The sequence below is a fragment of the Streptomyces sp. NPDC031340 genome, assembly GCF_055569945.1.
In genome coordinates, this window is record NZ_JBVIIE010000021.1 from 104,120 (window position 1) to 116,132 (window position 12,013).

Sequence of the window (12,013 nt, forward strand, 5' to 3'; positions counted from 1 at the left end):
CAGGGGCAATTTTTGGCCATGCTGTGACGCATGTCACGCCTCCGGTGCGGGAATCGCTGGGGACATGACAGATGACGCCATCGCGACTGGGCTGTCGGACGAAGAACGGCTTGCCCAGCTCGGCTACACCCAGGTCCTTGCCCGCCGCATGTCGGCGTTCTCCAACTACGCGGTCTCCTTCACGATCATCTCGGTCCTGTCGGGCTGCCTGACGCTGTACCTGTTCGGCATGAACACCGGCGGCCCCGCCGTGATCACCTGGGGCTGGGTCGCGGTCGGCCTGATGACGCTGTTCGTGGGCCTCGCCATGGCCGAGATCTGTTCGGCCTACCCGACATCGGCCGGCCTGTACTTCTGGGCGCACCGGCTCGCTCCGCCGCGCACGGCGGCCGCCTGGGCGTGGTTCACGGGCTGGTTCAACGTGCTGGGCCAGGTCGCCGTGACCGCGGGCATCGACTTCGGCGCCGCGTCCTTCCTGGGCGCGTACCTGAACCTGCAGTTCGACTTCGAGGTCACGCCCGGCCGCACGGTCCTGCTGTTCGCGGCGATCCTGCTGCTGCACGGCCTGCTGAACACGTTCGGCGTGCGGATCGTCGCCCTCCTCAACAGCGTCAGCGTGTGGTGGCACGTGCTGGGCGTGGCGGTGATCGTCGGCGCCCTCGCCTTCGTCCCGGACAAGCATCAGTCGGCGTCCTTCGTGTTCGGCGAGTTCGTGAACAACACGGGCTGGGGCAGCGGGGTGTACGTCGTCCTGCTCGGTCTGCTGATGGCGCAGTACACGTTCACCGGGTACGACGCCTCGGCCCACATGACGGAGGAGACGCACGACGCGTCCACGGCGGGCCCGAAGGGGATCGTCCGCTCGATCTGGACGTCCTGGATCGCGGGCTTCGTGCTCCTGCTGGGCTTCACCTTCGCCATCCAGTCCTACGACAGACAGCTCGCGTCGCCGACCGGGGCGCCGCCGGCCCAGATCCTGCTCGACGCGCTGGGCGCGACGGCCGGGAAGCTGCTGCTGCTCGTGGTGATCGGCGCGCAGTTGTTCTGCGGGATGGCGTCGGTGACGGCCAACAGCCGCATGATCTACGCCTTCTCGCGGGACGGGGCGCTGCCCTTCTCGCACGTCTGGCACACGGTCAGCCCGCGCACGCGCACCCCGGTGGCGGCGGTGTGGCTGGCGGCGGCCGGGGCGCTGGTCCTCGGTCTGCCGTACCTGATCAACGTGACGGCCTACGCGGCGGTGACGTCGATCGCCGTGATCGGCCTGTACATCGCCTACGTCATTCCGACGCTGCTGCGGGTGCGCAAGGGCGCGGACTTCGAGCGGGGGCCGTGGCACCTGGGCCGCTGGTCGCAGCTGGTGGGTGTGGTGGCGGTGGCGTGGGTCGGCGTGATCACGGTGCTGTTCATGCTGCCGCAGGTCTCCCCGGTCACCACGGAGACGTTCAACTACGCTCCCGTGGCCGTGCTGGTGGTGCTCGGCTTTGCCGCGACCTGGTGGCTGGCGTCGGCCCGGCACTGGTTCCTCAACCCCGAACACGCCCGCACCCTCGCCCGTGAGACGGCCCGGGCGGGGGCGCCCGAAAAGGTCGATCCGTAACACTCCCGGCCCCGGCCGCGGTTCCGACGCGGCCGTGTCCGCGATACCCGATCGGAGACACGGCCACGTCCGGCTATGCTCGGGGAGGCAACATCGCCAGGGCCCTTAGCTCAATTGGCAGAGCAGTGGACTTTTAATCCATTGGTTGTGGGTTCGAGTCCCACAGGGCCTACGGCTGGTAGGCGGGGTATATGACCCCTGACCTGCTGTGCAGCGTCCGCGTCGGCTTCGGCCGGCTCGGACGCTGCTTCGTTTCCGGGCTCCTTGCGTGCGGCGCGTGAGCGGGAAGCGCGGCCACGCGGCGGGTTCGTGTGAGACCGCCCGCAGCGGATACCCGGCGGGCGTGAGGTACGGCAGTGTGCCTCACGAGTGGGCCGTCTGCCCCGGATATCTCCATGAGTGCTCGGCAGGCGGTGCGCTCGTGCGTTGAGCCCGCCCGCTGCTGCGGCTCGAGGCGGCCGGCGGCGCACGGGTCCGATGGGCGTGTCGAACTCGGAGTGGCCCTGCTCCATCCGGCCGACGGGTCGGACAGGCCGTCCACGACTCCTGGGGCCGGCGGAACCACGGGGAGATGGCCGGGCTGCCCGGTCGGTGCGCTCCTCGCGTGCCGGCCCTGTCCCGGGAGAGCGGATCTTCGCTGCCTGTGTCTCGGGCCGCCGGTCCAGGGCGGGCGTAGCCTGGGAGATACCGAGAGCATGTCGGGCGCACGGTCACGGCAGCGCCGTTCCCGGCGAGTGACGAACGAGGGCGGCTCCAGGCCGCCCGGACGGGATCGCACGATGGACTCCCTCACACCGCCTGCCGGGGGCGCACCACCGCGTGACGCGCACACGTACAGCATGCCGCTGGCACGGCTGAGCCTCACGCCGGAGGCCGGCCACGGCCCGCTGGACGGTGCGTGGTGGCCGCGTTGTGACGCCCTGGAACTGGAGCTGCCCGCGCTCGTGGGCTCGCTCGACCCCGGCCGTGGCACGGTCACCCGCGTCACGGTGGGTGCTGCGGCCTGGCCTGACGCGCCACTGACCGTGTCGGCGCCCGACCACGTGATCGAGGTCGTTCTGAGCGACGCCACCGCGGAGGAGCACGCCATCACCCTGGACTGCGGCACCGTGGGGCGCTGGGAGCTGCTGGTCGTCCCGTCCGACGAGCCGGCCGGAACCGCCGCACGCCTGCTGACCGCCGCCGCCGATCCGTGGAACCCGCAGTCGGCTCAGCGCACCTTCGCACGTGTCGAGGGCGGCTCCGGTCAGGAGAGCGCGGGGGAGCAGCACGGACCGTGCTGAAGTGATGGGACGGGCAGATGACGGCCGAACCGGGCACGGACCGCTCCGAGAGCTTCGGGGAAGCCCTTCTGGGGGCGGTTCTCGACCGGGCGCACGAGCTCCCGCCCCACCTCATCGGACCGCTGGTCGCCGACGTGATGGAGCGGTTGGGGGGCCGCCGTCCGCAGGTGCTGCTCCAGGACTACGGGCAGTTGCTGCTCGTACCTCTGGGCGGTGAGGGCCTCGTGGGCGGGGAGCCGCAGGACATCGACGCCTCGACCGCGGGCCGGTGCTTTCTCGACGCCCAGCTCGTCGAGGTGCCCGAGGACGGCGGCGTACGGGTCCACCTGCCGCTGCTGGACGGCGGCGACCAGGTGGGCGTCATGGCTGTGACGCTGGACCGGCTCGACGACGACGACCGACGGCTGCTGGCCAGGCTCTCGGGCCTGGTCGCCGATCTGCTGGTGACCAAGCACGGCTACTCCGACCTGTTCTTCTCCACCCGCCGCGGTGAACCGATGAGCGTCGCCGCCGAGATCCAGTGGTCCCTGCTGCCGCCTCTGGCCATGGTGATGTCGAGAGTCGCGGTCGCCGGGATCCTGGAGCCCGCCTACGACGTGGCGGGGGACAGCTTCGACTACGCGCTCAACGGCGACATCCTCCACGTGGCCATGATCGACGCGATGGGGCACGGCCTGGGCGCGGCCACGATGGCCACCGTGGCCATCGGCGCCTACCGTCACGCCCGCCGCCTCGGCATCGGCCTGTCGGAGATCTACGCCGCCATGGACGGAGCCGTGGCGCACCAGTTCGGCCCGGATCAATTCGTCACCGCCCAGATGCTGCGGCTGGACACGACCACGGGGCGGATGCACCTGGTCAACGCGGGACACCCGGCGCCGATACTCGTGCGCGATCACCGCGTCGCGCGCCGGCTGGTCGCCCCCACGACCCTCCCGGTCGGCCTGGGCGGCCCGGAGCCAGAGGTCAGCGAGCTGGACCTGGAGCGTGGAGACCGCGTCCTCTGCTTCACGGATGGACTGATCGAGGAGCATGCGGCGGGTGAGGAGCAGTTCGGGGAGGACCGCCTGATCGACTGGGTGAACCGGCTGGAGAGGACCGGCCGCGGGGTCCGGGCGGTGGCGCGCTCCCTGTCGCACACCCTCAAGCAGGCGCGGGGCGGACACACGACGGACGACGCCACGCTGCTCCTGGTGGAGTGGCGCGGCTGACCGCACCACCCGCCGCGACGAAGGTCAGCCGGACGGCCTCTCACCGCTTCCCGCGTCGATGAGGATCTGCTCCGCCTCGCTGACGTTGCCGGCCAGGACAGCCTGTGCCATCGCCGCGCGGGCGGCCTCGGGCGGCGTGTCCGGTGGGACCACCAGCAGCGAGAAGAGTTCCCGGTCGCCCCGGGTGATCAGGACCGTGCCGTCACCCACCGGGAAGGAGTCCACGTGTACTACGTGGTCGTCGACGACGATCCGTGTCGGGAGCCCCTCCCAGGCCGTGGCGTCCAGCCCGACGCGGGTCAGAGGTCCCAGGTGCTCGGTGAGGGCGCTCAGCAGCGCGGGCAGCTCGGCAGCGATGTCACGCGACCGCGGCCACCACGCCCCGTCGAGGACGCCTTCGCGCGCTGCGGTCGTCTCCAGCCGGAGCAGTGCGCTCCCTGGCCGCACGGCGTGGTGCACACCGCTCGGCAGGTGCCGGTAACAAGGGGATGCGTCGGAGTCGGTCATCATGGGCCACCCGTTCGAGATGCGGTGCGAACACGGGATGCGCCTCGCTTCTGACCACGCTACTCCCATCACCGCGAGCACCGGCGTCGCCGGGAATCGCCGGGACGCGCGCATACGGCGAGGGAAGCCGCATGCATACGGCGAGGGAAGCCGCATGAGGGGCTGCGCGCGGGGCGCCCCGGCGGCGGAGGCTGTGAACGAGTACGACGCCCGGAGCGTCGGTCAGGTGGCGTCCGGACCGTAGGCGGGCAGTGGCACGGACCACTCCAGCACCGTGCCGGAGGGTTCGCGGCGGCCGACGACGAGGTGTCCGCCGAGTTCCCCGGCGCGGCTGTGCATGTTGGCCAGACCGCTGCGGCGGGTGACGGCGGGGTCGATGCCGCGTCCGTCGTCGGCGACGGTCAGCCGCAGGGTCGCGTCCGACGCCTCCACGGTGATCTCCACCGCGGTGGCGAGCGCGTGCCGGGCCGTGTTGGACAGCGCTTCGCGCAGCACGGCCAGCAGGTGGTCGGCGTGGTGCGCGGACACGTCGGTGTCGAGCAGGCCGGTCATGCGCAGTGCCGGGGTGAAGCCGAGGGCCGCGGCGGCCTCGGCGCTCAGCGCCACGAGCCGGGAGCGCAGGCCGTCGCGGCGGCCCGGCTGGTCCTGGTGCTGCAGCCCGAAGATGGTGGAGCGGATGACCTTGATGGTGTCGTCCAGGTCGTCGACGACCCGCTGGACGCGTTCGGCGGCGTCCGGTCGGTCGCCGAGGCGGCCGAGGGCGGCCTGCAGGCTCAGGCCGTCGGCGAACAGCCGTTGGATGACCAGGTCGTGCAGGTCCCGCGCGATGCGGTCGCGTTCCCCCAGCAGGGTGAGCTGTTCGGCGTCTCGGCGGTGTTCGGCGATTTCCAGCGCCAGGGCGGCCTGGTCGGCGAAGGCGCAGACCATCTCCACCACCGCCTCGTCGAAGGGGGCGCCGCCGGGTTCGTTGGCCACCTGCAGCACGCCGCGCACCCGCTCGCGGCCGGCGACCGGGACGAAGAAGGCGGGTCCGAGCGGGACGACGGAGGCGCTGCCGCCCGCGATGCGGGAATCGACGGTCAGGGATGCGCTGCTGACGGTCTGTCCCGTCGCGTAGACCTTCGCCGCCACGGTGGTGTCGGGCAGCGCCAGGCCCCGCACCCGGTCGGCCGAACGGCCGGCCGCCGCCTCCACGACCAGTTCCTCGCCGTCGCCCACCGGCAGGGCCAGGGTCACCAGGTCCGCGCCGGTCATCTCCCGCACCGTGTCGGCCAGCGACCGCAGGGTCCGTGCGGGGTGCTCCCCGGACAGCAGGGCGCGTGTCAGGTCCGCACCGGCCGCGAGCCGGCGTTCGCGGTGCCGGCTCTCGTCGTAGAGGCGGGCGTTGTCGATGGCCACGCCCGACGCGGCGGCCAGGCTGCGCAGGACCGTTTCATCGTCGGCGTCGAACGGCCGGCCGTCCCGCTTGCCGGCCAGGTACAGGGTGCCGTACACCTCGCCACGGACCTTTACGGCGGTGTCGAGGAAGCTGAGGGAACGCGGCTCGCGAATCAGCGGGTCGGTCGGCAGGTCGGGCGGCGGGTCGGGGAGGTCCTGGCTCCGGGGGCGGGGTCCGGTATGCCGGATCGTCGGCTCCTGGTCGCAGTCGGTGCCGCGGTCGACGGTGACGAACTGCCGTATCCGGCCTTCCTCGCCCAGGACGCCGAGCGCACCGTAGCCGGCGTCCACCAGGTCGGCCGCGGACTGCACGATCCGCCGCAGCAGGTCTTCCAGGTCCAGGTCTCCGCTGATCGCGACGACGGCGTCCAGCAGCGTCTGCATCCGGTCGCGGCCGTCGAGGACCCCCCGGGCGGGCTCTCGCCGCCCGTCCGGCGACGCCCTGCTGGGCAGCCGCTGGTCAGAGCCCTCACTGTTCGTGCCCGACCGGTCGTTCACGGAGCCGCCTCACCTCCCGAACCGGCGTACGTCTCCAGCATGCGCAGACAGCCCCACCGGACCGCAACGGCAACGGCACGGTGCCCCGCGGTGACGGCACCGCGGTGGCCGCGCCGTGCTGTGGCCACCGCCCGTTCCGGCCGACGCGCCCACAGCCGCCCGCCCCGACCGCCGGCTGCTTGGCCGGACGGACGTCCCGCGGGAGCCGCCACGGACTCGCCCTGTCTCCACGGCCAGAGACGGACACAGGGCGGTCCGCATCCATGCACAAGTCCCCCGATGTGTGGGAGTTACACATGTTGTGGGCGGATTGCCCGACTTCGGGGTGTGGTGCGGGGAGAGCGAGGGGGGAGGGGCGTGCCGGTCGGGTTCTGTCGTAGGTTGGGCGGATGTCCTCGCTTCCGTCGATCCTGTTGCTGTCGGGCAGCCTGCGGGCCGGTTCCGGCAACGAGGCCGTGCTGCGCACCGCGCAGGCCGTCGCCCCGTCCGTGCCGGTGCGCACGGAGCTGTACGACGGCCTGGCGCGGCTGCCGCACTTCAACCCCGACGACGACCGGGACCCGCTGCCGGCGCCGGTGGCCGGGCTGCGGGCGGCGATCGGCCGGGCGGCCGGGATCCTGGTCTGCACGCCGGAGTACGCCGGCACCCTGCCGGGCTCGTTCAAGAACCTGCTCGACTGGACGGTGGGCGGGACCGAGATCGGCGGCAAGCCGGTCGCCTGGGTCAACGCCGCCGCTCCTGGCCGCGGCGAAGGCGCGCAGGCCACGCTGCGGACGGTGCTGGAGTACACCGGCGCGACCGTCGTGCCGTCCGCCTGCGTGCGGCTGCCCGTCGACCGGCAGGCGATCGGGGCGGACGGGCTGATCGCAGACCCGGAGACGCGGCGGGAGCTGGAGCGGGTCCTCGGGCTGTTGGCGGACCCGGCCCGCTGAGGGCTGCTGTCCTCAGCCCGCGGTCAGCTCCGCGAGACTGTCCAACGGCAGCGTGTGCCGCGTCTGGAGAACCTTCGCGCGCAGGTAGCGGACGTTGTGGGCGGTGGTGAACACGCCCGTGGGCACGCGGTCGCGGACGTCGATGCCGAGGGTGCGCAGCTGCTCCGCCTTGTCCGGGTTGTTGGACAGCAGGTCCAGTTCGCCGATGCCGAGGGCGCGCAGCATCTGGGCGGCCGCCGTGTAGTCGCGGGCGTCCTCGGGCAGGCCGAGCGCCGCGTTCGCCTGGTAGGTGTCCAGGCCGTCGTCCTGGAGCGCGTAGGCGTCGAGCTTGTTGTAGAGGCCGATGCCGCGTCCCTCCTGGCGGAGGTAGAGCAGGACGCCGCCGCGGTCGGCGATGCGCTCGACCGCTTCGCGCAGCTGGGGTCCGCAGTCGCAGCGGGCCGAGCCGAAGACGTCGCCGGTCAGGCACTCGGAGTGCAGGCGGACCAGCGGGGGCGTGCCGGGGGCCGGGTCGCCGAGGACCACGGCCACGTGCTCGCGGTCGTCGGCCAGGCCGTGGAAGGTGACCAGGTCGGCGTCGGCGCTGTATCCGTCGTGGAAGCGCAGCGGTACCCGCACGCGGGTGCGCGGCGTGGCGGCGGGGAAGTCGGGGGCGGGGTCGGGCATGCGGGCCTCCGGGGCCGGGGTGGACGGCGCGGACGGGTGCTCTGCTTCCGTGCTCGCGGTTGCACGGGAGGTGTGCTTCAGATTTGAAGCAGATCCGCTGAGGGGACCCTACTCCATGCTTTAAATTTGAATCAACAGGTTTCACGAGCCGGCGGTGCGGCTCACGAACAAGGGGCGTGGCTCACGAACAAGCGGCGTGGCTCAGGAGCAAGGGGAGGAGCGGCGGCGCCACGGGACCTCGTCGGGGGCTGGCCGGGGGGCATCCTGGCCTTCCAGCGCCCGCGCGATCCCCGTGCAGATGTCCTCCAGCTGTGCCACCTGCTCCTCGGTGAGGTGGTCGAAGAGGGACGCGCGCACCGTCTCGACGTGGCCGGGGGCCGTGCGTTCCAGCACCGCCATGCCCTCGTCGGTCAGTGCGGCAATACTGCTCCGCTTGTCCCACCTGCAGTTCTCGCGCCGCAGCAGGCCGTCCTTCTCCAGCCGGGTCACCGCGTACGTCAGACGGCTGCGGGTGATCTTCGTCTTCTCGGCGAGGTCGGTCATGCGCAGCCTGCGCTCCGGCGCCTCGGAAAGATTGGTGAGGATGGAGTAGTACAGATGCGGCATGCCGGCGTCCTGCTGGAGCTGCCGGTCGAGCGCGTCCTCCAGGAGGTGCGTCGCCGCGATGAACGCGCGCCAGGCGCGCTGCTCGTCCGGGGTGAGCCAGCGGGGTGTCATGCCATCAGTGTAAGTTTGTTTCAAACTTGAACCAAGACCGCCCGCCTCCGAGAGTGAGCGCGCTCGATGCCGCATCCCTACGTCCTGCTGTCCGCCGCCGTCTCCCTGGACGGCTACCTCGACGACGCCGGCCCCGAGCGGCTCCTGCTCTCCGGCCCGGCGGACTTCGACCGGGTCGACGAGGTGCGTGCTTCCGTCGACGCGATCCTGGTCGGTGCCGGGACCATCCGGGCCGACAACCCGCGGCTGCTGGTCAACTCGGAGCGGCGTCGCGCCGACCGGGTGTCCGCGGGGCGGTCCGCGTACCCGCTCAAGGTCACGGTCAGCGCGTCCGGAGAACTCGATCCGGCGGCGCGGTTCTGGCACACGGGCGGCGAGAAGGTCCTCTACACGACGGGCGAGGGCGCCGAGCGGGCCCGCGCGCTGGGTCTCGCCGCCGACGTCGTCGTGCTGGGCGACGAGGTCGGCTGGCGGCCGCTGCTGCGGCATCTGCACGACGTCCGGGGGGTGCGCCGTCTCATGGTGGAGGGCGGGGGGCTGGTGCACACCCAGCTGCTCCAGCAGGGGCTCGCCGACGAGCTGCAGCTCGTGCTGGCGCCGCTGTTCGTGGGCGACCCCGCCGCGCCGCGGCTGTTCGGTCCGGGGGCGTACCAGGGCGGGCGGCTGCGGCTGCTGGAGACACGGCGGATCGAGGACGTCGTCCTCATGCGGTACGAGCCGACGGCTCCCGGCGCCGGGGAGGTCGCCGTGGCCGCCGACCGCCACTGGCTGGCTCTCGCGTGCGAGCTGGCGGAGCTGTGTCCGCCGTCGCGGACGGCGTTCAGCGTGGGGGCGGTGGTGGTGGCCGGTGACGGCACGGAGCTGGCCCGGGGGTACTCCCGTGAGGGCGACGATCCTGTGGTGCACGCCGAGGAGGCGGCTCTGGCGAAGCTCGATCCGGCCGATCCCCGGCTCGCCGGCGCCACGGTCTACAGCAGCCTCGAGCCGTGCGCCCGGCGCGCGTCCCGGCCGAAGCCGTGCGCGCGTCTGATCCTCGACGCGGGGGTGCGGCGGGTGGTGACGGCTTGGCGGGAGCCCGACACGTTCGTCGAGAGCGCGGACGGGAGCGGGCTGTTGGCGGGGGAGGGGGTCGACGTGGTCGTGCTGCCGGAGTACGCGGAGCGGGCCGCGGCGCCGAATCGGCATCTGGTGGGGTAGCGGGGCGCCGGGTGCGGGGTGCCTGCGGCGGCTTGTCGCGGTTCGGTGGGGGTGCGCCACTGCCTGCGGCGGCTTGTCGCGGTTCGGTGGGGGTGCGCCAGTGCCTGCGGCGGCTTGTCGCCGGTCGGTGGGGGTGCGCCAGTGCCTGCGGCGCCTGTGCGGGTCTCGGGGGGTGCGCGTTGCGCCGACGGTGGGGGGAAGTCGGGGCCGGGACGGGGGTGTCCGTCCTCGGAACGGCGCGGAATCGGTGGGCTCGGAGGTGCTGGGGTTGACGCGCCAACCGCTGCGGGCGGACACCCCCGTCCCGTCCCCTTCCCGCCGTGGGCGGCCGACGGCGCGCTCCGCGGAGAAACGCGTGTGCTTGCGGTCCCGCGCATGGCGTACACTGGTGACACAACGACGCGGGGTGGAGCAGCTCGGTAGCTCGCTGGGCTCATAACCCAGAGGTCGCAGGTTCAAATCCTGTCCCCGCTACTCAAGGCCGACGGCCGGGATCGAAATGATCCCGGCCGTCGGTGTTTTCGCGCGGTCGGTCACCGGGAGTGATGGGGTGACCGCCCTGCGCAGTGCGGTCGACGGGCCGTCCGGGGTGAAGGGTGGGGTCAACTCGCCCGTTTTTAGGTGGTCATGGGGACGTACGTCCGGCGTGGATTCGTTAATGATCAAGCGGAACAGCTTGGAAACGAGCCCCTGCGTCTATTAACGTTCGATAACGCAGCGCGGTCGTCCCAGCCGTCACAAGAGGCGGCTCCGTGCGCACGCGCCGAATCCCGCAAGGGAACCGGGGAACCACCACCCTGGGGTGAATCGCGCGAATACCGCCGTGGAAGCACGGTCGATATACGCGCGTAGGAGACCTTCCTGCTCCGAACCCGTCAGCTAACCCGGTAGGCGAGGAGGAAGGAAAGGAGCACGCCCACGTGGCGTCCAACCCGCCTGCCCCGACAGCCCCGTTCCAGCCGAGTGACACCTTCGGCTACGGCGGCTACCGCACCGACGAGGGCCCGTGGGAGGCATGGAACCCCACTGAGGATTCCGTCCGTCCCGTCCGTGGCCGGCATCGCGTCTCCAAGCAGCGCGGCGGGGGACTCGCCCGCAGCTCCACGGTTCTCGGCGTCGGCGTCATAGCCGCCGTCGGCGCGGGCGGCATGGCCAGCGCCAACACCGGCAAGCCGCCGGTGTCCATCTCCATGCCCGACCTGCCCTCGGTCGGTTCGCTGATCTCCGACGACGAGCCCGAGCCGCAGGGGTCCGCCACTCCGCTCAGCAGCGTCGGCGTGACCTCGGCGGAGAGCACCAAGGACGCCGGCGAGGCGCTGCGCGACCGCATCATGGCGCAGGCCGAGTCGCAGCAGGTCCAGGTCGAGACCAAGACGCAGCGGGCCACCGAGGCCGCCGTCGCCAAGCAGGTCGCCGACGCGGCCGCGCAGGCCGAGAAGGCGGCCGCCGCGAAGGCCGCCGCCGCCAAGGACAAGGCGGAGGCGGAGGCCAAGAAGAAGGCCGAGGCCGCGCGCCTCGCCGAGCTGGCCAAGCAGTACACGCTGCCGACCTCCTCGTACACCATCACCTCGACCTTCGGTCAGGCCGGCTCCATGTGGTCCTCCGGCTACCACACCGGCCTCGACTTCGCCGCCCCGACCGGCACGCTCATCAAGGCCATCCACAGCGGGACCATCACCGAGGCGGGCTGGGCGGGGGCGTACGGCTACCGCACGATCCTGACCCTGGACGACGGCACCGAGCTGTGGTTCTGCCACCAGTCGTCGATCAGCGTGAGCGTGGGCCAGAAGGTCAGCACCGGCGACGTCATCGGGCGCGTGGGCGCCACCGGGAACGTGACCGGCCCGCACCTGCACCTCGAGGTCCACGCGGGCGGGCAGGCCAGTGGCATCGACCCGATGGCCTGGCTGCGCGGCAAGGGACTCAACCCCTGATCTCTCCCTGATCCCCGGCGGTCCTGGCGGC

Annotated in this window: 10 protein-coding genes, 2 tRNA genes and 1 riboswitch; of the genes, 8 read left to right on the top strand and 4 right to left on the bottom strand. The window is 72.1% G+C overall.

Annotated elements, in window-relative coordinates; all coding sequences use genetic code 11:
* Nucleotides 1-64 precede the first annotated feature (64 nt).
* The 4 genes from ACZ5GT_RS18620 to ACZ5GT_RS18635 all read left to right on the top strand — a co-directional run bounded on the left by ACZ5GT_RS18620 (nucleotide 65) and on the right by ACZ5GT_RS18635 (nucleotide 4,094).
* Complete coding sequence (locus ACZ5GT_RS18620) at nucleotides 65-1,600, top strand: amino acid permease (protein WP_469024675.1); 1,536 nt, start codon at nucleotides 65-67, stop codon at nucleotides 1,598-1,600.
* Nucleotides 1,601-1,699: 99 nt separating this feature from the next.
* Nucleotides 1,700-1,772 (top strand) — tRNA-Lys (locus tag ACZ5GT_RS18625).
* A 667-nt stretch (nucleotides 1,773-2,439) separates the two neighbouring features.
* Entirely contained in the window at nucleotides 2,440-2,883 is a 444-nt protein-coding gene (locus tag ACZ5GT_RS18630; RefSeq protein ID WP_469024678.1) for a DUF5994 family protein, read from the top strand.
* A 17-nt stretch (nucleotides 2,884-2,900) separates the two neighbouring features.
* Complete coding sequence (locus tag ACZ5GT_RS18635; protein WP_469024682.1) at nucleotides 2,901-4,094, top strand: PP2C family protein-serine/threonine phosphatase; 1,194 nt, start codon at nucleotides 2,901-2,903, stop codon at nucleotides 4,092-4,094.
* 24 nt (nucleotides 4,095-4,118) lie between these two features.
* On the opposite strand, the gene ACZ5GT_RS18640 is transcribed toward ACZ5GT_RS18635, so the two are convergent.
* Together ACZ5GT_RS18640 and ACZ5GT_RS18645 are read right to left on the bottom strand one after the other, a co-directional pair.
* Entirely contained in the window at nucleotides 4,119-4,601 is a 483-nt protein-coding gene (locus ACZ5GT_RS18640; protein ID WP_469024684.1) for a DUF5994 family protein, read from the bottom strand.
* Nucleotides 4,602-4,823: 222 nt separating this feature from the next.
* Entirely contained in the window at nucleotides 4,824-6,536 is a 1,713-nt protein-coding gene (locus ACZ5GT_RS18645; RefSeq protein WP_469024687.1) for a GAF domain-containing sensor histidine kinase, read from the bottom strand.
* Between the two features lie 389 nt (nucleotides 6,537-6,925).
* Here ACZ5GT_RS18645 and ACZ5GT_RS18650 point away from each other — a divergent pair, with 389 nt between their 5' ends.
* Nucleotides 6,926-7,468 carry an NADPH-dependent FMN reductase gene (locus ACZ5GT_RS18650; protein ID WP_469024690.1) on the top strand — a complete coding sequence of 181 codons (543 nt, stop codon included), beginning with the start codon at nucleotides 6,926-6,928 and terminating at the stop codon, nucleotides 7,466-7,468.
* 12 nt (nucleotides 7,469-7,480) lie between these two features.
* Here ACZ5GT_RS18650 and ACZ5GT_RS18655 read toward each other — a convergent pair whose 3' ends face one another.
* Together ACZ5GT_RS18655 and ACZ5GT_RS18660 are read right to left on the bottom strand one after the other, a co-directional pair.
* Entirely contained in the window at nucleotides 7,481-8,134 is a 654-nt protein-coding gene (locus tag ACZ5GT_RS18655) for a GTP cyclohydrolase II (RefSeq protein WP_469024693.1), read from the bottom strand.
* Nucleotides 8,135-8,335: 201 nt separating this feature from the next.
* The gene (locus ACZ5GT_RS18660; RefSeq protein WP_469024697.1) at nucleotides 8,336-8,851 is read right to left on the bottom strand and encodes a MarR family winged helix-turn-helix transcriptional regulator; all 516 of its coding nucleotides are present in this window, start codon (nucleotides 8,849-8,851) and stop codon (nucleotides 8,336-8,338) included.
* Between the two features lie 66 nt (nucleotides 8,852-8,917).
* Between ACZ5GT_RS18660 and ACZ5GT_RS18665 the strand changes: the two genes are divergently transcribed.
* From ACZ5GT_RS18665 to ACZ5GT_RS18675, 3 genes are all read left to right on the top strand, one after another.
* Nucleotides 8,918-10,048, top strand: a complete 1,131-nt coding sequence (locus ACZ5GT_RS18665; RefSeq protein WP_469024700.1) for a dihydrofolate reductase family protein — start codon at nucleotides 8,918-8,920, stop codon at nucleotides 10,046-10,048.
* 400 nt (nucleotides 10,049-10,448) lie between these two features.
* A tRNA-Met gene (locus ACZ5GT_RS18670) sits at nucleotides 10,449-10,522 on the top strand.
* Between the two features lie 277 nt (nucleotides 10,523-10,799).
* Nucleotides 10,800-10,957: riboswitch (cyclic di-AMP (ydaO/yuaA leader) on the top strand.
* A gap of 11 nt (nucleotides 10,958-10,968) precedes the next feature.
* Complete coding sequence (locus ACZ5GT_RS18675) at nucleotides 10,969-11,982, top strand: M23 family metallopeptidase (protein WP_469024707.1); 1,014 nt, start codon at nucleotides 10,969-10,971, stop codon at nucleotides 11,980-11,982.
* Nucleotides 11,983-12,013 lie beyond the last annotated feature (31 nt).